Origin of the sequence: Bradyrhizobium elkanii USDA 76 (assembly GCF_023278185.1) — a bacterium.
Lineage (GTDB): Bacteria > Pseudomonadota > Alphaproteobacteria > Rhizobiales > Xanthobacteraceae > Bradyrhizobium > Bradyrhizobium elkanii.
Genome location: NZ_CP066356.1, coordinates 9,017,049 through 9,035,794 on the forward strand (window position 1 = coordinate 9,017,049; position 18,746 = coordinate 9,035,794).

At 65.5% G+C, this 18,746-nt stretch carries 16 protein-coding genes and 2 tRNA genes; 6 read left to right on the forward strand and 12 right to left on the reverse strand.

The window, feature by feature from the left end:
- Position 1: 1 nt before the first annotated feature.
- The gene (locus tag JEY66_RS42615) at positions 2–292 is read right to left on the reverse strand and encodes a YggT family protein (RefSeq protein ID WP_016847252.1); all 291 of its coding nucleotides are present in this window, start codon (positions 290–292) and stop codon (positions 2–4) included.
- A gap of 297 nt (positions 293–589) precedes the next feature.
- Here JEY66_RS42615 and JEY66_RS42620 point away from each other — a divergent pair.
- Positions 590–665: transfer RNA gene (locus tag JEY66_RS42620), tRNA-Ala, on the forward strand.
- A 136-nt stretch (positions 666–801) separates the two neighbouring features.
- Here JEY66_RS42620 and JEY66_RS42625 read toward each other — a convergent pair.
- The 7 genes from JEY66_RS42625 to JEY66_RS42655 form a co-directional block, all read right to left on the reverse strand.
- Entirely contained in the window at positions 802–1,611 is an 810-nt protein-coding gene (locus JEY66_RS42625; RefSeq protein WP_016847253.1) for an enoyl-CoA hydratase, read from the reverse strand.
- Between the two features lie 116 nt (positions 1,612–1,727).
- Positions 1,728–2,555: a glutamine amidotransferase gene (locus tag JEY66_RS42630; protein WP_018269360.1), complete on the reverse strand. Its 828-nt coding sequence runs from the start codon at positions 2,553–2,555 to the stop codon at positions 1,728–1,730.
- Between the two features lie 249 nt (positions 2,556–2,804).
- Positions 2,805–3,584 carry an SDR family NAD(P)-dependent oxidoreductase gene (locus tag JEY66_RS42635; RefSeq protein WP_016847255.1) on the reverse strand — a complete coding sequence of 260 codons (780 nt, stop codon included), beginning with the start codon at positions 3,582–3,584 and terminating at the stop codon, positions 2,805–2,807.
- 226 nt (positions 3,585–3,810) lie between these two features.
- Entirely contained in the window at positions 3,811–4,314 is a 504-nt protein-coding gene (locus JEY66_RS42640) for a tellurite resistance TerB family protein (RefSeq protein WP_016847256.1), read from the reverse strand.
- Between the two features lie 174 nt (positions 4,315–4,488).
- Positions 4,489–5,898, reverse strand: a complete 1,410-nt coding sequence (locus JEY66_RS42645; RefSeq protein ID WP_016847257.1) for an adenylate/guanylate cyclase domain-containing protein — start codon at positions 5,896–5,898, stop codon at positions 4,489–4,491.
- 41 nt (positions 5,899–5,939) lie between these two features.
- The gene (locus JEY66_RS42650) at positions 5,940–7,325 is read right to left on the reverse strand and encodes a cytochrome P450 (RefSeq protein WP_026192080.1); all 1,386 of its coding nucleotides are present in this window, start codon (positions 7,323–7,325) and stop codon (positions 5,940–5,942) included.
- Between the two features lie 83 nt (positions 7,326–7,408).
- On the reverse strand, positions 7,409–8,785 hold the full coding sequence (locus JEY66_RS42655; protein ID WP_026192079.1) for a hydrolase: 1,377 nt from the start codon (positions 8,783–8,785) through the stop codon (positions 7,409–7,411).
- Between the two features lie 184 nt (positions 8,786–8,969).
- Here JEY66_RS42655 and JEY66_RS42660 point away from each other — a divergent pair, with 184 nt between their 5' ends.
- A complete protein-coding gene (locus tag JEY66_RS42660) occupies positions 8,970–10,649 on the forward strand; it encodes an MFS transporter (protein ID WP_018269358.1) in 1,680 nt (559 codons plus the stop codon).
- A gap of 83 nt (positions 10,650–10,732) precedes the next feature.
- On the opposite strand, the gene JEY66_RS42665 is transcribed toward JEY66_RS42660, so the two are convergent.
- Entirely contained in the window at positions 10,733–10,948 is a 216-nt protein-coding gene (locus JEY66_RS42665; protein ID WP_016842076.1) for a cysteine rich repeat-containing protein, read from the reverse strand.
- A 212-nt stretch (positions 10,949–11,160) separates the two neighbouring features.
- Here JEY66_RS42665 and JEY66_RS42670 point away from each other — a divergent pair, with 212 nt between their 5' ends.
- From JEY66_RS42670 to JEY66_RS42685, 4 genes are all read left to right on the forward strand, one after another.
- Positions 11,161–12,219 carry a polysaccharide deacetylase family protein gene (locus JEY66_RS42670; protein ID WP_026192078.1) on the forward strand — a complete coding sequence of 353 codons (1,059 nt, stop codon included), beginning with the start codon at positions 11,161–11,163 and terminating at the stop codon, positions 12,217–12,219.
- Between the two features lie 420 nt (positions 12,220–12,639).
- A complete protein-coding gene (locus JEY66_RS42675) occupies positions 12,640–13,707 on the forward strand; it encodes a hypothetical protein (protein ID WP_240536765.1) in 1,068 nt (355 codons plus the stop codon).
- A 344-nt stretch (positions 13,708–14,051) separates the two neighbouring features.
- Complete coding sequence (locus tag JEY66_RS42680) at positions 14,052–14,480, forward strand: hypothetical protein (protein ID WP_018269355.1); 429 nt, start codon at positions 14,052–14,054, stop codon at positions 14,478–14,480.
- A 362-nt stretch (positions 14,481–14,842) separates the two neighbouring features.
- Entirely contained in the window at positions 14,843–15,415 is a 573-nt protein-coding gene (locus JEY66_RS42685) for a RipA family octameric membrane protein (RefSeq protein ID WP_038378429.1), read from the forward strand.
- A 57-nt stretch (positions 15,416–15,472) separates the two neighbouring features.
- On the opposite strand, the gene JEY66_RS42690 is transcribed toward JEY66_RS42685, so the two are convergent.
- From JEY66_RS42690 to JEY66_RS42700, 3 genes are all read right to left on the reverse strand, one after another.
- A tRNA-Thr gene (locus JEY66_RS42690) sits at positions 15,473–15,548 on the reverse strand.
- 108 nt (positions 15,549–15,656) lie between these two features.
- Complete coding sequence (locus JEY66_RS42695) at positions 15,657–17,438, reverse strand: heme biosynthesis protein HemY (RefSeq protein WP_018269353.1); 1,782 nt, start codon at positions 17,436–17,438, stop codon at positions 15,657–15,659.
- Positions 17,439–17,458: 20 nt separating this feature from the next.
- A complete protein-coding gene (locus JEY66_RS42700) occupies positions 17,459–18,718 on the reverse strand; it encodes a COG4223 family protein (protein ID WP_018269352.1) in 1,260 nt (419 codons plus the stop codon).
- Positions 18,719–18,746 lie beyond the last annotated feature (28 nt).

Consider the following 18,746-nt stretch of genomic DNA (forward strand, 5'->3'; position numbering starts at 1 on the left):
GTCAGATCACGTTGGGATAGATGTAATAGGCGATTACCCGCTGGATGAACATGATGATCAAAATCACGATGATCGGCGAGATATCGAGCCCGCCCAGATTCGGCATCACGTTGCGGATCGGCCTCAGCACGGGCTCGGTGATCCGGTAGAGGAACTCGGCCACCGCGGAAACGAACTGGTTGCGCGTGTTGACCACATTGAAGGCGACCAGCCAGGACAGGATGGCGGAGGCGATCAGCAGCCAGACATAGAGGTCGAGGATGATGATGACGATGTCGAGAACAGCGCGCATATGAGGGGGGCTCGCGGGTAAGACAACCGGTTGAGGCGCAACGAGACCGGACTGAGCCGCCATCGCGCTTCTTGATTGAGCGGGATCGTTTCGGAAAACCGCTATGCGCTGGGCGCTCGCGCGGTCCGCCGGGTCGGGATCACGCCCTAGATATCGGTTCATCCCCCCGCAAACAAGGGAAGTTCCCGGCGGGACGGGCCGAAAACCGCGCTTTCACCGTTCTTGACTTGACCTTGGGCGGGACTGTAAATGGCGCCCGACTGACGGCCGGGACACTCAGCAACACCCGGCCGCGATGGGGCCATAGCTCAGCTGGGAGAGCGCGTCGTTCGCAATGACGAGGTCGGCGGTTCGATCCCGCCTGGCTCCACCAGCCTTCGCTCGCTTCGCGAGCTTCGGCTCGGCAAGCCCGGATAGTCCATCGTAGCGATGCGAGCGAAGGCTGCCGCGGCGTAGCCCGCAGGGCGAAGCCGGGCTGGTGTTACGAACTCCGACCCAATCCCTCCCCCTCACGTCCCCGTAAACCGCGGCGGTCGCTTCTCCACAAAACTCGCGACGCCTTCCCTGAAATCATTGCCCTTCAGCGCGATCTGCATCTCGCGGTTGGCATCGATGGTGGCTTCGGCGAGCGTCTGGAACGGCACGTCATAGACCTGGCGCTTGATCACCGCGATCGCGCTCGGCGAGACGAAATCGGCGAGGTCGCGGGCATAGGCATAGGTTTCCTCGCGCAGCTTCTCCGGCGAGGAGAGCCGGTTGACGAGGCCGATGCGCAGCGCCTCCCCGGCCGACACGCGCCGCGCCGACATCAACAGATCGAGCGCGTTGGCGTGGCCGACGATACGCGGCAGCATCCAGCTGATGCCGTGTTCGGCGATCAGGCCGCGCCGCGCGAAGGCGGTGGTGAACACCGCGGTGTCGGCGGCGAAGCGCAAATCGCAATAGAGCGCGTGGACCAGGCCGATGCCGGCGGTGGCGCCGTTGAGCATCGCGATCACAGGCTTCCTGATCGCGGGGTAGTAGGCGTAGCGCGTCTGCCAGTCGGCGCGCCGGTTCATGTCGAACGGGATGTTCTCGCCGCGCCTGACCTCGTTGGGATCGATCCCCTTCAGCGCGTCCATGTCGGCGCCGGCGCAGAAGCCGCGGCCCGCGCCGGTCAGCACGATGACGCGAACGTTGTCGTCGTTGGCCGCCGCCTCCATCGCGTGGCGCACGTCACGCTCCATGATCGCGGTCCACGCATTCATGCGATCGGGGCGGTTGAGCGTGATGGTCGCGATCCTGTCGCTGACCTCATAGAGGATGTGCTCGTAGCTCACGGCGATCTCCCTGTGCCTTGTTGTTATTGATACGCGCGGCGATACGGCCTGCGCCCGGCGGCCGACAGTAACACATTCACGAGAATGAAAAGCCGGCGCGAAATTCCGCGTGGCGGCTATTCAGCGGCCTGCAGCAGCTGCCGTTGCGGAACGCGCGCGATCCAGCCGTCGATGAAATGCTTCAGCCACGCGCGCTCGGCGGCATCGTGGACGGCACGCTCGGCGAAGTGCAGATGACCCGGCTGTGCGCCCGGGGAATCCATCCGTGCGCAGCCGCGCGCGGTCCAGCGATGCATCATCGCGTAGGTCACGTCGGGATGGAATTGCAGGCCGAAGGCGTTGCCGAACTGGAACGCCTGCACCGGGAAATCATCGCCCGACGCGAGCAGGTCGGCACCGGCGGGCAATTGAAATCCCTCGCCGTGCCAGTGATAGACCCGCGCCGGCCAGTCCGGGCAGAGCGCACGGCCAGCCTCGGTCGGCCTGACCGGATAATAGCCGACCTCGACGCGGCCTTGCGGATGCGGCGCGACTTTGGCGCCGAGCTGCCGCGCCAGCATCTGTGCGCCGAGGCAGATGCCCAGGAACGGGCGCTGCTCGCGCAGCGGAACGGCGATCCAGTCGATCTCGCGCCGCACGTAGTCGTCGCCATCGTTGGCGCTCATCGGACCGCCGAAGATCACCGCGCCGGCATGCCCATCGAGCGTTGCGGGCAGCGCGTCGCCGAAGCGCGGGCGGCGGATGTCGAGGCGGTAGCCCAGCGCGCGCAGGGCGTTGCCGACCCGGCCGGGAGTCGATGTCTCCCGATGCAGCACGATCAGCACCGGCCGCAACGAGACCTGAGCCGACATCTGATCCAAGTTCTGATCCCTGGGCGTGATCGCGGCCGGCCTTCGGCTGGCGAAGGGCACCACGACACGGCTCTGGTCAGTCCGGAACGACATTGCCTCTGCTTAAAGTTTCGGCACGTAAGGCGCGATCATAGCTAAGTGGTCGTTAACATCGTGTGAGTTTGCGCACACCCAGGCGAAGCAAATCGCGGGCCAGAAAACAGCCTTAACGGCAACGCGTGGGAGGTTTTTCAGGGACAGCTAGAGCGTTTTCGAGCGAAGTGGATACCGGTTCGCGTGAAGAAAACGCGTCAAAACAAGAATCTAGAGCCCCGTTCCGATTCCATCGGAACGGGAAAAGCTCTAGCGCTTGCGAAGCTGAAATCCACCGACCGCCGTCAGGATGAAGGAGCGCGGAAACAGCCGGAGCAGGAACGGCACCAGCTTGATGAAGGCGCCAGGCAGCACCGCGCGCTTGTTGGCCATCAACCCGCGATAGGCCTGGCGGGCCACCTCTTCCGGCGAAACGTTGAGGATGGCGGAATCGAATCCGGGGGCAAACCCGGCGCGATCCTGAAACTCCGATGGTACCGGGCCCGGGCAACACACGGTGACACGCACGCCCTGCGGCGCCAGCTCACAGCGCAACGCCTCGGAAAACGACAGCACATAGGCCTTGCTGGCGTAGTACACGGCCATGCCGGGGCCCGGCAGGAATCCGGCGATCGAGCCGAGATTGAGGATGCCGCCGCGGTTGCGGATCAGCTGGTCGGCAAAGCGCAGCGTCAGATCGGTCAGCGCGCGGATATTGACATTGATGATGTTGAGCTGCTCGGCACGGTCGCGCTCGATGGCACGGCCGAACAGGCCGAAGCCGGCATTATTGACGAGAAATTCGACCTCGACCCCGGCGTCGGTCAGGGCCTGCGCTATCCGGTCGCCGGCATCGCTGTGCTGGAGATCACAGGGGATCACAATCGGCGCTGCGCCACCCTTGGCCCCGATTTCGTCGGCGAGCGCCTTCAGGCGGTCGGCGCGCCGCGCCACCAGCGCAACACGGTGACCATTCGATGCAAACACGCGCGCCAGTTCGGTGCCTATGCCCGCCGATGCCCCGGTTATCAGCGTCACACGCTCGGTCACGTTTCAAACTCTTACTGCAAATTCTAGTGAGGTCCCCAACAAGGCGACGAGAGCATAGGCATGTGGTGGGACGCAAGCCGCGTGTAAGGTTGTGGACAGTGGCGAGGCACTGGTTTTGTGATGAAACGCCAGATTTTGCGTCGGATCGCCCACAATCGCGGCGGACATTAAAATTTCGTCATCCGTGATGCCGGTGACGATGCGTCCGCCGGCGCCGGCAATCGCGTCAGATTGCAGCGTCCGCCGTGCCCCAGGGGCCCTTTGGCAGCGCCGCCTGCTTCTCGGCGACCCGATGCTTGAGATCGATGCGGTCGCGCGAGGAAATGCCGAGCAGATCGGCGGCGCGCCAGACCACATTGTCCTCGAACTCGCTGACCTGACCGTCGGCATAGACCAGCTCCCACATCATCTCGACGATGCGCAGCCGTCCCTCCTCGTTCACCGAGCGCATGATGACGCTGGTAAAGTGATAGAGATCGACGGCCTCGCCCTCGACGCGCATGGCAGAGGCGATCAGCTTGTCGGCCGCGCCGCGGTCGAGCTGGAAACGGCTCTCGATCAGACCGTGCAGCTTGCGCGTCTCGGCAGGCGTCGGCTCGCCGTCCAGCGAGACGACATGCACCAGCAGCGCCGTCGCCGCCAGGCGATAGTCGCCGTCATCGAAGGTGCGGTCGGCCTGGGCGTCGGGGGAAACGATATCGGCAATGAATTGGCGAAGTCCGTCGAGCATCGGTCTCTCTGTGGGATGAAGCCTGCCTGATTTGAGCGTGATCTATCCGGCTATACGTATTTCCGGATCATGCTCCGTTGAAATCTATATGGCGTGGAAACAGAACCGGTGCAATCCGCGCAGGTTCCCGCTGCGACATTACGTTTCGGCAAGCATTACGTTTCAGCAATATGACTACGGTATCTCGTACACCACGAGCTTGTCGGCAATGCCGCGCAGTGCCGCTTCCTTCTGGATCGGCTTGATCGCGGCGCGATCGAGGATGCCCGCGACCTCCGCCGATTCCATCACCGGCTGGGTCAGATGGATTTCCTGCGAGGTCGACAGGCTCTGCACCCTGGCTGCGATATTCACGGTCTGGCCGAAATAATCCTGCCGCTCGTTCAGCGTCACCGCGAGGCACGGCCCTTCATGGATGCCGATCTTGACGATCAGATCCTCCTTGCCGCGCTCGGTGTTGAGCTGCTTCATCGCCGCCCGCATGCGCAGGCCCGCCGACAATGCATGCTCTGGCCGGATGAAGGTCGCCATCACGGCATCGCCGATCGTCTTCACGACGGCGCCGTGCTCGGAAGCGATGATCTCGAGCAGCGCGTGGAAATGCGCGCGCACCAGATCGAATGCGGCGAGATCGCCGACCCGCTCATAGAGCGCGGTCGAGCCCTTCAGGTCGGTGAACAGGAAGGTCAGCGCGGTGATCTTCAGCCGCTGGTCGACGGTGAGGTTGTCGGCCTTGAACACGTCGCGGAAAGTCTGGTTCGACAGCATCCGCTTCGCGGTGAGGATCGGCTTGCGCTTGCCGAGCAGCTCATGCAGCGCATCGGCGGCGACCCACACCGCGGGCAGCACGCGGGTGTCGGTCTGGTTGTCCAGCGACAGCCGGAGCGGCCCCGGCCGCAGCACCGTGGTGCCGGTCGGCGCCTGCAGCTTGTTGAACACGATCGAGAACTGCTGGCGCTCGGTGGTCGGCTCACCCTGCACGTCGAAGAAATGCGCCGAGTGCGTCACCGGCTCGAACACGATCAGGAACTGCTTCGGCAACTGCAGCGATAGCAACGCCTTTTCGCCGGCCGGCAATTCCAGCGATTCCAGCGTCACCTCCTTGAGCAGGCGCTCCAGCGAGTCCTCGTTGAGCTCGATGCCCGAGCTCCAGAACATCTGGCGGACATATTCCCAGATCGGCAGCGTATTCGGATCATGCGCGCCGATGCGGCGCACGCGCGGACTGACGGTGAAGGCGACCTCGACCAGATCGTCGACGGACGCTTCGTATCCGGCCGCGCACAGCGCGCAGTTGTAGTCGTCATGGCGCAACGACTTCAGCGTCGAATGCGCATCGAGCACGCCGCCGCAACCCGGGCACAGCACATTCCAGCTCATGTCGAACAGGCCGAGCCGCGACGCATGCAGGAAGCCGGAGATCACCTTCTCCTGGTCGAGCCCGGTCCGGTTCGAGAAATCCAGCAGATTGATGCGGTTGAGATCCCGGTCATGACCGTCCGCGATCAGCTGCTGCATGGCATCGACGACGGCCGGATCGGTCGTCTGCCTGAGGACTGCGAAATGGGCCTGCGTATCGCTCATGGTGAGCCCTTAAGTGAGCATTGGGACACCGCCGCGCAAGATCAGCGCGGCTTGATCGTAAACACCGGCGAGCGGTTCGGCTGTGTCGTCACCACGCCGATCGGCAGCACCGGATCCTTGTCCGCCAGCGCGACGCGGAATGCGCCGACAATCTTCGCAAGCGCGAGCGTCGCCTCGACCAGCGCAAAATGCGCACCGATGCAGACCCGCGCGCCGACCCCGAACGGCAGATAGGCGAATCGATCGGGCGGCGTTCCTGTCATGAACCGCGCCGGCACGAACGCGTTCGGATCGCGCCACAGCTTCTCATGCCGGTGCAACAGCCACGGCGCGATCAGGATTACGTCATGCTTCCTGACCGGACGGCCCGCGATGGTGTCGGGACCGCCTGCCGCACGCGCGATCAGGAACGCCGGCGGATAAAGCCGCATGGTTTCGTCGATCACCGCGCGGGTGAATTTCAGCCGCTCGATGTCGAGCGCGCCAGACGTCGCCGCGCTCCTGACTTCTGCTGCCAGTTGTTCCTGGGTCAGGGGATCGAGCGCCAGCAGATAGAGCGCCCAGAACAATGCGGTCGCAGTCGTCTCGTGGCCGGCCAGGATCATGGTGGCGACCTGGTCGCCGAGTTGGGCGTCGGTGAAGGCCTCGCCGGTTTCCGGATCGCGCGCGGCGCCCATCAGGTCGAACAGGTCGCGGGCCGGCGCGTTGTCATCCTTGCCGGCCGCACGTCGCTCGGCCATCAGCATGCCGACGAACGCGGTCCAGCGCTTGCGGAAGCGGGCGCGCCGGAAATCCTGCGGCGTCGGCCAGTTCAACGGCAGCACCAGATCGAGCATGTGCGGCCGCACCAGCGTGTCGCCATACTCCATCACGAATTCGCGCAGCGCGGTGCCGTGGCGATCCATGCCGAACGAGAACATGGTGCGGCCGGCGATCTCCAGCGTCATGCGTTGCATCGCCTCGCGCAGATCGACCGGGCCGCCGCTCGCGGACTTCAGCTTGGCGATGGTCTCGTCGACCGCCGCAATCATGTAAGGCACCAGCGTCGTCACCGCGCGCGGCGTGAACGCCGGCGCCAGCGTACGGCGCTGATGTTTCCACGCACGCCCTTCGGCGATCAACAGCCCCTCGCCCAGCATCGGACGCAGCACGCGTAGGCCGGCCGGCGTGCGGGTGTAGTTCTCGTAATTGTCGACCAGCACATGGCGGATCGCATCCGGCGTGTTGAGGATGAAGCTCGAATGGCCGAGAAAACGGCCCTGGACGATGTCGTCCTCATAGGCGCGCTGGCCCCAGGTCTCGATCGGCGAGTTGCGCATCACCCGCATGCGCGCGAACGCGCCCATGTCGTCCGGCGCGCGCGGCGGGGCCGGCGGGACCAGGGGACGCCGCGTGACCGTGATATCGTAGACTTCGGCTATGCTCATGGTCCTCGCTTCCTGCCTCACGCGACGGCCGATCCGGCCATGCGATCCCGGCGCCAGCAAGGCGCGCGGACCCTGCACCAGACCTAATAAGTCAGCTCGGCGACCGCAATCCGATTTTCCGATGCCGGCCAGGCCCGCATCATAATGCGTTCCCCGTTGAAGATCGCGGCGACCGGGCGGCCGACATCGTCCGCGGTGGGCCGCAGCGTCGTCACCGAATCCGTCGGCACGCCGGGCTTTACGTCGGCCGGCTCCTTGCCGTCGAACAGCACGATATCGCGCGGCAGGCCGAAATAGCCGCGCGGCCGCGACATCAGCACGACCGCGCCTGCGCCGGCATCGGCGGGCCCCAGCGGCCGCGCCGCGCGCAGATGCACGATCTCGGACGAGCGCGGAAACGGCGAGCGATAGATGTGCGTCGTCGCCGTACCAGGTGACGTCAGCACGAATTCGAGCGGCCACGACGGATCGACCTGCGCCGGACCCCAGCGGCCGTCGGCGCCGGTCTGCGAGCTGTGCAGCGGGCCGCCGATGCGCTCGCCGGTCTCCGCCGCGACGTGATAGATGTCGACCGTGGCGCCCGGCACCGGCCGGTTGGTCGGCACGCCGCCGGGCATGCCTGTGACGAGGCCGCTCAGCCTCACCGCCGTCTCCGGCACGATCCCGATCCGCGACGGCTCGTGCCTTGCGATGAATCTGTAGATCTCGCGAAAGGCGCGCGGATGAAAGGCGGTCTCGCGATGATCGACCGCGCCGAGCACCAGATTGGTCGCGCCCTTCAGGGCCGGGCCTTCCGTCGTGACGTTGGTCGGCGTGCCCGGCTTGCCGACGAAGCGGCCGTCGGCTTGCGCATATTTGTCGAGGCCGTCGCTGCGCAGCGTCAGGAACAGGGTGCCAACAGTCACTTCGTTGTCGCCCTCGTTTAGTCCGCGCAGGAACGGACCACGCCCGTTGAACTCGTTGCCGAGCCCGTCGTCCCACGCATACACACCGTGATTGGGCGTGCCGCACAGCACCGCGTGGCTGACGTCGCCGCCGCCACCGTTCTTGATGTAATTGCGGATCGCATTGCCGCCGCGCGAACTGCCGACCAGGGCGACCCGCGGCGCGCCGGTCGTCTGCTTCAGCTCCCTGATCGCCTCGGCGAGCTCGCGGCGCTGGTCCTCGGTCGAGGAGCGGCTCGCCTGCTCGATCTTGTCGTCGGTGCGCGCCAGCGGATCGGTGAAATTGATCGCCGCCATGCGTGCGCGCGGCACGCCGTTCGATTCCATCCGCCAGAACGTCGTCATCCAGAGCGGGGCGTGATCGCCATTGCCATGCACGAACAGGATCGGCGGGGTGTCACCGGCGGGCACGGGTTGCGCCGAGGCCGACTGAGCCAAGGCTGGGGCGCCGAGGCGACCGGCCAGCAGGGACAGGACGCCGGCCCCTTGCAATATTCTCCGCCGCGACAACGCCATTGGCCCCCCTCCCCAAGCCTTCCCTTGACCTTCCCTTGGCCTTCCTCAGGTCTTTCAGTGCGTTAGCTGTGTCCTACCCCCGCCAAGGATACCGTAATCGCTGGACAGGACATGCGTTTCGCGGGCATCAGATGGTGCAGCCGGAATCATCCAACAAGCCATAGCAGGCCAACCGGAACTGGATATGACCGAACCGCGTGATCGCTCCGACAGTATCACTGCACCGTTGCGGCATTCAATCTTCCGGCGAATCTGGCTCGCGAGCCTGCTCTCCAATCTCGGCATCCTGATCCAGGGCGTCGGCGCCGCCTGGGCGATGACGCAGATGACCGCGGAGGCCGACAAGGTCGCGCTGGTGCAGACCGCCTTGATGCTGCCGGTGATGCTGATCTCGATGCCGGCCGGGGCCATCGCCGACATGCACGACCGCCGCATCGTCGCGCTGGTGTCGCTGGCGATCGCGCTGACCGGCGCCACCATCCTGACCGTGCTGGCCTGGCTCAATCTGGTAACGCCGAACATCCTGCTCGCGCTGTGCTTCGTCGTCGGCAGCGGCATGGCGCTGTTCGGCCCGGCCTGGCAATCCTCGGTCAGCGAGCAGGTGCCGCCGGAGACGCTGCCCGCCGCGGTCGCGCTCAACGGCATCAGCTACAACATCGCACGCAGCTTCGGTCCGGCGATCGGCGGCATCGTGGTGGCGTCCGCGGGCGCCGTGGCGGCCTTCGCCGCCAATGCCGTGCTGTATCTGCCGCTGCTCGTCGTGCTGTTCCTGTGGAATCGCGTCAGCGAGCCGTCGCGGCTGCCGCGCGAGCGGCTGAACCGCGCCATCGTCTCCGGCGTGCGCTACATCACCAATTCGCCGTCGATCAAGATCGTGCTGACCCGCACCATGGTGACCGGCATCATCGGCGGCTCGGTCTCGGCGCTGATGCCGCTGGTGGCGCGCGACCTCCTGCATGGCGGCGCGCAGACCTACGGCATCATGCTCGGCGCCTTCGGCATGGGCGCGGTGATCGGCGCGCTCAATATCAGCGAGATCCGCAGCCGGCTCAGCGGCGAAGCCGCGATACGCGTCTGTGCGTTGACGATGGGCGCGGCGATCGCCGCGGTTGCCGTGAGCAAGCAGCCGGTGATCACCGCCGCCGCGCTGGTCGTTGCCGGAGCGGTGTGGATGCTGGCGATCGCGCTGTTCAACATCGGCGTGCAGCTCTCCGCGCCGCGCTGGGTCGCGGGCCGGTCGCTTGCGGCCTTCCAGGCCGCGATCGCCGGCGGCATCGCGATCGGCAGCTGGTGCTGGGGCCGCATCACGGACGCGGGCGGCGTCGAGATGGCGCTGCTGATCTCCGCCGGTCTGATGCTGCTGTCGCCGCTGCTCGGCATCTGGCTCAGGATGCCGCCGATCGGCGCGCGCAACGAGGACGCGACGGATGCGCTGGCCGATCCCGAGGTGCGGCTGCAACTGAGCGGGCGCAGCGGGCCGCTGGTGGTCGAGATCGAATACCGGGTGGCGCAGGACAATGCCCGCGCCTTCCACAATGTGATGCAGGACGTGCAGCTCAGCCGCCAGCGCAACGGCGCCTATGGCTGGTCGATCGCGCGCGACATCGCCGATCCCGAGTTATGGACCGAGCGCTATCATTGCCCGACCTGGCTCGATTTCCTGCGCCAGCGCAACCGCGCCACGCAGATCGAGCGCGAACTGCATCAGAAGGCCGCCGACTTCCATATCGGCGCCGAGCCGATCCGCGTGCGCCGGATGCTGGAGCGTCCGTTCGGATCGGTGCGCTGGAAGGACGAGACCCCCGACCGCGCCGCCAAGGAGGTGATCCCGGTGGTCGCGACCGCAGCGGGGAGCAGTACGTAGACGCTGGTATCATTCCCCGATGCGCAGTCGCGCATCTGAGGTTCGATGCTTTCGCATCGCCCCGGAATGCCGATGGCCAGAAATCACTGCCCGTGATCGGCGAGCGTCTGCTGGCAGGCCTTGCTGAGGCGGCTGCGATGCTCTTTCAGGCACGCCAGCACCACCTGATCGCCCTCGCTCAGATGGGCGCGGCAGAACCGCGAGGCATCGCGCGAGCAGGCATCGCGCCCCTGCTGCTGCGCCGAGGCGGCCGACGTCAACAAGACCAGCGGAACGACGGCAAACAGAAATCGGGTCATCTCTCAAAGCCTCTAACCAATACGACGCCGGTTCTATAGCGTTTCCTTGCCGCGAAGAAGCTTGAAACCGACTGTGACGGTCATCACGCATGGGTAAGGTCCGCTTTTTCTTGTCCTTCCGGCGCCTTGTTGGGATCGCGTTAAGACCTTGTTGGCATTAATCGCTCGTTACGGCTGTGGCGTATCCTTAAGTTCCGAGAGAGTGTGTAGCGATGCGTAGTGCGTTGGGCCTGATGCTGGCCAGTGTTGTAACGGCGATGGTGATCGCCGGCGTGTGGTTCTGGACCTCCTCGCCGCGTGCCGACGCGGCTCCTCCGCAAACCACTGCTGCGGCCAAGGCCGATCCGCTTTCTGCGGCGGCAAAACAGGCCGCCAGGGACGATGTCGAGACGACCGCCGCGCTGTCGAAGCGCGCCGATGCCACCCAGGCCACGGCGCCGGCCGCCGCTCCTGCTCCGGCGCCGGCACCGGCCCCCGTCGCGGCCGCGCCCAAATGCGCCAACCCCGATGCGCTCGGCATCAGCCGCACCGTCGTGGTCGACACCAATGGCGGCCCGGGCTTCGGTTTCCTGCAGTACAAGCAGTATGACTTCCTGACCGACAAGGAGGTCGTGCTGACCTTCGACGACGGTCCGTGGCCGACCACGCCGGCCGTGCTCAAGGCGCTGGCCGACGAGTGCACCAAGGCGGTGTTCTTCCCGATCGGCCTGCACACAACCTATCACCCGGACATCCTGCGCCAGGTTGCCGCCGCCGGCCACACCATCGGCGCCCATACCTGGTCGCATGCGCATCTCGCCAGCAAGAAGCTGACCGAGCAGCAGGCCAAGGACGAGATCGAGAAGGGTTTTAGCGCGGTAAAGCTGGCGCTGGGCGCCAACCCGGCCCCGTTCTTCCGCTTCCCGGCGCTGGCGCACACCCCTGCGACGACCGCCTATCTCGGCACCCGCAACATCGCGATGTTCTCGGTCGACGTCGACTCCAACGACTTCAAGTCCAAGAGCGCCGACGAGGTGATCAACAACGTGATGACCAAGCTCGACAAGGAGCACAAGGGCATCATCCTGATGCACGACCTGCAGAAGCACACCGCGCAGGCGCTGCCGACGCTGCTGCGCAAGCTCAAGGCCGGCGGCTACAAGGTGGTCTGGATGAAGGCCAAGACCCAGCTCGAGACGCTGCCCGAATACGACGCGATGATGGTGAAGACCGAGAAGCCGATCGCAACGGGCCGGCCGATCGGCAACGTCGTGCAGACGGTCGCCGAGTAACGCAGCGAACGCACCCTCAGCGCAAAGCGCCCCTGGATCGGATCCAGGGGCGCTTTCGCTTTCTGAGCCACCTTGTGCTGGTCCGACACGGCCGGATGAACGCCTGTGCCCCTTCGAGGGTGGCACCATCGCGCCCGGTGGCTGCGGCCCCACCAAAATATCGAAAACAACCCCATGCAAAGGAGCCGGCGGGTGCCGGCGGGTTGGCGTAGTCCAGTCGGATTGTTGGAACCTGGTCCTATCGGTGGGCCTGTATCGCTGTAGTTTTTGCGCCTTGAGATAGGGTCTCGGCGCAACGCCGCGCCCGAACACGCCGGCATCCACAGCACCAGCTTGTGTGCCGCACCTCCGACGATGATCCGGGAATAGATTCGTCGGTTTGGCCCTCTCTTGCACGATGCCCGAACCTTGGAGAGCTCTGTGAGTGCATTCGGACAAGGTCGCGCAGGGTCGGGCGACAATGGCTTGGCGAATGCGGTCGCCGAAAAGCTCCGTTCGATGATCCCGGCAGCCGGCGCGATGGCTTATCCGTTCCTGCTCGATGCGTTTCATCTCGCGGTCTCTCCCGCGGCTGGTCCGATGTCGTTTGGGCGACTGGTCCTGGCGGCGCTTTGCCTGTTGGCCGCCACCGCCGCGCCGTTGCCGGGTCTTGCCTGCGCGTACTGGATGACCAAGGCCGAGCCTTCGTCGTTCGAGTTGCGCGCCCGCCGCCTCGCCTATCTCAGCATCGCTGCGCCGCCCTTGTTCGTGCTGACCGGCGTCGGTCTCGGATTGCTGCACATCCCGGTCAGCGACGAGCTGGTCTGGGTCGCGGGCTGGGCGGCCGCGTGGCTCTATGTGCTGCTCGGCGGCGAGCAAGAGCGCCCGGCAGGATCAGCCGCGATTGCGCCATCCATCGCGAAATGGCGCGTGACGCATGGCATCGCCGCAGCGGTCATCCTGCTCTACGTCGTGTTTCATCTCACCAATCATCTGCTGGGCCTACTCGGACCCGACGTCCATGCCGCCGTGATGAAGATGGGGCGCACGGTCTATCGATCGTCCCTCGTCGAACCCATCCTCGTCGGCCTGATGCTGTTCCAGGTCGCCGTCGGGGTGCGGCTCGCCTGGCGCTGGAGCTCGCAGCCTGCGGATGCCTACCGCGTGTTTCAGATCGGCTCCGGCGTCTACCTCGCGGCATTCATCGTCACCCATCTGAATTCCGCGTTGGTCTCGGCGCGGGCCGTGCACCACATCGACACCAATTGGGCCTGGGCGTCCGGCGCACAGACCGGCCTGATCCACGACGCCTGGAGCATTCGCCTGGTGCCGCACTACGCGCTCGGCGTCTTCTTCGTGCTCGCGCATCTCACCTCAGGATTGCGCGGCGTCCTGATCGCGCATGACGTCGCCACAACGGCCGCCAACCGGATCTGGGCAGCCGGGCTCGCGATGGGCGGACTGGTCGCGATCGCGATCATGAGTGGACTATCCGGAGCACGGATCTAGGCAGGCAATGCGCAACCGCCGTGCTGCTGGTGAGGACGGGTCGACACCACTGTCTCTAGCCTAGGCAAATTTGCCCACCCGGAAGTCCTTCGCAGATTTGCGCACCCTCTCGCAGGCTCCGCCAATTGGCGGAGCCTCTTGAAGTCTTGCCTATTTCGGTCAATAGGTATTATTTCCGATAATAGGATTATACTCTCAGTTTTTGACGGAGAGAGTACTAGCGCGCGCGTAGCAATACGCGTGCCAATCCGAGGCGACTCCATTAATGATTCGATAACCATAAGTCTGGAGTCCGTTAACCATATGAGACTTGTTCGTGACGCGAGAATCACCTACAAGGCACCATGAGCGACGTCCGCCAACTTCTGGAGACCCGTAGGGCGGCCATTGAGGCTGCGCTTGCACCGTTGTCGGAGGAATACGCACAGCAACGAGCTAAGCTGGTGGAGATAGACCTACAAATCCGTAAGCTTCAGAGCGAGCGCGAAGAGATCGACGAATTCCTGAGACGATCGCAGCCGAGCCAACCGCGCATCACGATCATGGAAGCGATCCTGGCGACTCTCGATCACAAGCCGAACGGGCTCACTGCGCAGGAGATCTTGTTGGAGTTGAACGAAAAGTATTTCAACGGACGCCTCGTACGGACATCTCTGTCCCCGCAGCTATCGCGGCTAAAGGATCGTGACGGGAAAATCGACCTTAAGGGAGACCGCTGGTTCAAGCTTCCGTCGCAACCCAACCTCTTCGGTACGCTCAAGGGGCGGCTGTGAAACGAATAAGGCCCCGGATTTCCCGGGGCCTCGCTCGGAGTGAGCGACACACCGATGAGTGCTTCGTTCATCGGGGAAAGGGGAAGAACCCCATGTGCTTCTACGTAACGAGTTTCGGCGGAGACAACATCAGGAACCGCTTCTGTTGTTGTCCCGGCTTCGGAGTTGCCGCTCCGTCGCCGTATCCGAAACTCATATTAGCAGAACGGGGCGCGGAAGCGCCCTTTCCGCTTTAAATATTGTTTCCGATCAGACAGTCAACTGAATCATGCGGTGAGTCAGCCGCACGATGATCCATAGCTCAGCCACTCCGCCCACGTCGTCGAACGGGCAGCGGCGCTAAAGATTCAAGGTACAGAGCCGTGCCGCTTACGGATATTCTCTCACGCGCTACGCCGCCGGAAGATGCACGCGCCACCATGGAATTTGAGAAGATGCGCTTCGAGATATCGTGGCGCTACTTCGATTTTCACGCGCGGCAACGAACCCAGCTTTTTCACTTCTTTATCATCCTAACGCCCTTCATGTTTGGTGGCTGCTTCTACCTATTCAAGGAACGATTGCTCGTCGGTTACATCCCCGGTCAGATCGCTTCCTGCGCAGGCATGTTCCTAGCATTGGTCTTCTTCGCTTTGGATCGGCGCAATCGACAAATGATCGACGTTGGGGAACGGGCGCTCCGGCTCATTGAAGGGCAACTGTTGTTCACTGACTTCCGGTCGGTAGATGAAGACGGATCCATCTTTAAGGGGTCGCTAACGACCGAAAAGGTGGAGAGCAGTCGCCGCTGCTTAATCGCACTCCGGCGCCATAGCTTCCTAGTGGGCGCCGTTTACTTCATCGCATTCTTGGCGTTTGGTGCCCTGCTCGCTTACTTCGTCATCGTGCAAGCTGGCTACGTTACTCTCCCGATCAAACCCATTACATCGCCCTAACATCGAGCAACCAGACGATGTCGGCGCTCATGTCTTCGGGCTGGACAGTTTGAAAAGTGGTGCCGCAAGAGGGACTCGAACCCCCGACCCCGTCATTACGAATGACGTGCTCTACCAACTGAGCTATTGCGGCGAACCGTTCGGCAACGGCCGGATCACGCGGCCACCTGATATCGGGCATGACCCCGATTGGCAAGGACAACGCGGTTATCGAACCATACAGCCGTTACCTAACCGCGAATTAGCTTCCCAAACGCGACAGAAATCCGCGCCAACCGCCCACCTGGGCCTTGGGCGGGCCGATTTGTTCCGCAAATTCGTCCACCGGGCCGTCCTCGTCGACCCCGGGGTCGTCAGGGGCCCGGATGATCGGGATCACGGCCGGAATCGGCGCCGGTGCGGCCTTGGGCAGGTCGGTCCGGGACCGGAACAAGGGGGCCGGCGCCGGGGGCGCCGATTCGGCGGCCGGCGCGGGAGCTGGTTCCGGCGGGGCGGGTTCGGCGGGGGCCGGGGCGGGCTCGGCCTCGATGGCCGCCGGCAGCGGGACGTTATCCTGCGCCGTCGGCGCGGCCGGCTCCGAGGGCTTGACCTCGACCGGCTTCACCTCGGCCGGCTTGACCTCGACCGGCTCAACCGCCTTGGCCACTTCCGGCTCGCTGGCGACTTCCATTGGCGGCTCGACCCGCCGCGGCGCCAGCATCGCCTCCTCGAAGGGCGACGGCTCGATGGCATGGCCCTTGTCGGACGGCAGCGCCGCCACCGGGGTCTGCCACTGGAAGGCGTCGAGCCGGCCGGTGACCGGCGAGACCGGACGCCAGCGGTCCGAGACATAGCCGTCGGCGGTCCAGACCGGATCGTGCAGCGCGCGCACCGCGCGCAACGTCCAGGCCCGCGCCCGGCCGCTGTCGCCATGCTCGGTGCGCTCGATCTCGGCCATCAACAGCGCGACGCGCTGCGTCGGCGCCGCGATAAACGGCTCCAGCGCCGCGCGCGCCCTGGCGAATTCGGCGGCGTCGATCGCGGCGCGCGCGATCGCCAGCGCGCCCTCGATATGGCCCGGCGTTTTCGCCGCCAGCGTCTCGACCCGCACCAGGCGCTGGCGCGCGGCATCGCCGAGCCGCACATGCGAATAGGCGTCGGCGAGATCGGGATGCGGCTGCGCCAGCCACGCGGTCTCGACGATGCGCATCGCGCGACGCACCTGATGCGCCTCGCTCTCGAACTTCGCAGCGAGCACGGCGGCCGGGATCAGCGTCGGCGCCAGCTTGACCGCCTCCATCGCGCTCGAGCGCGACAGGTCGCGATCGACGGTCTCGAACTCCAGCGCGCGTGCCGTCAGCAGCACGCCGCGCTGCCGCCGATAGGTCGCCTTTTCGATCAATCCGGCGCTCTGGTTGTTGTCGATGATCGACAGCGCGCCGGCCCAATCGCCCTTGGCGCAGCAGAAGCCGAGCACCGCATGCGAGGCCCATGACGACGACGGCGACATTTTCAGTGCTTCCTCGGCGATCATCACGGCCGCAACCGGATCGTCGGCGCGCTGCGCCTCGATGAACAGACCGCGCAATCCAAGCAGCCGCGTGTCCGCGCGCTCGGCCATGGCGCGGAAGGCGCGCTGCGCGCCGTCGCGATCGCCGTCGAGCTGCGCCGATTGCGCGTGCAGCAGCAGCGCCAGCGGATCGTTTGCGGCGTGGCGCCGCGCCACTTCGGCATGCGCGCGGGCGCCTGCGGAATCGCCATGCCCGATCGCAAGCAAGCCTTGCGTGATGGCGTGGCGGCCGCGGGCGTGACGCCGCTCGCGCCGGCCACGGCGGAGGTGGCTCGGGATCTTCCAGAGCCCGCGCAGGATCACGCCGGCGACCATCGCGACGACGACGACGAGGCCGAGCAGATACATCGGCTGCTTGGACGTGAAGCGCAAGCCGCCCCAATTCAACACGAGATCGCCGGGCTGATCGGCCATCCAGGCCGCACCCGCTGCAGCGAGCGCGATCAGCAGCAGGAACAGAATGATCCGGATCATCAAAGACCTATTGCAAAGACTTACTGGTTAACCGTGGCGAGCGCCGCCATGGCGTTGTCGGCAAATTTACGCGACGCGTCGAGCGCGGCGCGGCGCGCGTCCACCTTGGCGAGCCAGGCCTGCGCCGCCGTGCGATCCGCCGGCGGCAGCGACTTCAATTCACGCTCGGTCAATGCGAGGTCATTATGCAGGGCGGCCGATGTCACGCGCGCGACGATGCTGCCGCGATCGGTCCCCGTGCCGTCGGTCCGCTCGATCTGGATCAGCGTGGAGGCACCGGCCTTCAGACGATCGACCAGCCCGGCATTCGCCGTCGCAGCTTCAGGCGGAGGCGGCGCAAGTTTCGGCACGATCTCGATCAGCTCGCGGCACAGCGCGTTCGGGTTCGGCACGCCCGACGTCGCAAACGTCGCGAGCGGCTTCAGCACCTCGGCATCATCCGACAGCGCTTTCGCAGCCTCGAGCGCGGAGGCATAGGGATCGCCGTGACGCACCGCGACGTCGAGCAGCGATGCCGCGACGACGCGGCGCAGCGGCACATCGTCGGCCTTCGCCTCGGCCTTGGTGTCGGCGATCTTGTCGTCCTGCCTCGCGATCGCCGCACCCTGCGCCTTCACCGCGCCCTCGACCTTGTCGATGCGCGCCGTGATCGCGGAGAGATCAGGCGCAGCCGCGCCATCGCGCGGCGCGGCTTTCGCGTCATTGACCGCCGCCGCAAGCTTGTCGGATTGCGCCCGCGTCGCCGCGAGCTCGGTGCGTAGCGCGGCGATCGATTTGTCGAGCGCCTCCAGCCGCGCCGTCGCCGCGGGATCTGCGGCCGCCGCGACCGGCCTGCCGGCTTTCGATTCCAGCGCACTCAGGCGCGTGCCGAGCTCGTCGATGGCGGCACTGGGTTGCGGCGCCGAGACCGGCTGCACGACGGGCCAGCCGAGCAGCCAGCCAACCCCGATCACCAGCGCCGCCGCGACCGCACCCGACACCGGCGCCACCACCCAGGGCGACACCGGCCGCGCCGGTTCGGCGTCCGGCGCCGCGGAGGCGGCCTCGGGCTGCGGCTCCGCTTGCGATGCGGCGTCGCCTTGGGGCTCGGCCCCAGGCGTCGTCGCGTCCGCACACGCCTTGCCGGCATCCTGGTCGGCCTCCTTGGCGGCCTCCTCGGCCCCCTCCGCCTTCGACGGTTCGCTGGAGATTTCGGTCGCCTGAAGATCGATGGTCGGCGGCGCGCGCTTGGGCCGGGAATCCGGCGAAGATCCTGGGTCGTCTGGCCTTTCTTCAGCCATCGCGGGGGTCCTCAAAACTACTGGCCGC

Bases quoted from the DNA above. Each gene is read 5' to 3' on its own strand.
- JEY66_RS42615 (WP_016847252.1), bottom strand. From the start codon at position 292: ATGCGCGCTGTTCTCGACATCGTCATCATCATCCTCGACCTCTATGTC.
- JEY66_RS42630 (WP_018269360.1), bottom strand. From the start codon at position 2,555: ATGTCGTTCCGGACTGACCAGAGCCGTGTCGTGGTGCCCTTCGCCAGC.
- JEY66_RS42640 (WP_016847256.1), bottom strand. From the start codon at position 4,314: ATGCTCGACGGACTTCGCCAATTCATTGCCGATATCGTTTCCCCCGAC.
- JEY66_RS42645 (WP_016847257.1), bottom strand. From the start codon at position 5,898: ATGAGCGATACGCAGGCCCATTTCGCAGTCCTCAGGCAGACGACCGAT.
- JEY66_RS42650 (WP_026192080.1), bottom strand. From the start codon at position 7,325: ATGAGCATAGCCGAAGTCTACGATATCACGGTCACGCGGCGTCCCCTG.
- JEY66_RS42655 (WP_026192079.1), bottom strand. From the start codon at position 8,785: ATGGCGTTGTCGCGGCGGAGAATATTGCAAGGGGCCGGCGTCCTGTCC.
- JEY66_RS42660 (WP_018269358.1), top strand. From the start codon at position 8,970: ATGACCGAACCGCGTGATCGCTCCGACAGTATCACTGCACCGTTGCGG.
- JEY66_RS42665 (WP_016842076.1), bottom strand. From the start codon at position 10,948: ATGACCCGATTTCTGTTTGCCGTCGTTCCGCTGGTCTTGTTGACGTCG.
- JEY66_RS42670 (WP_026192078.1), top strand. From the start codon at position 11,161: ATGCGTAGTGCGTTGGGCCTGATGCTGGCCAGTGTTGTAACGGCGATG.
- JEY66_RS42680 (WP_018269355.1), top strand. From the start codon at position 14,052: ATGAGCGACGTCCGCCAACTTCTGGAGACCCGTAGGGCGGCCATTGAG.
- JEY66_RS42695 (WP_018269353.1), bottom strand. From the start codon at position 17,438: ATGATCCGGATCATTCTGTTCCTGCTGCTGATCGCGCTCGCTGCAGCG.
- JEY66_RS42700 (WP_018269352.1), bottom strand. From the start codon at position 18,718: ATGGCTGAAGAAAGGCCAGACGACCCAGGATCTTCGCCGGATTCCCGG.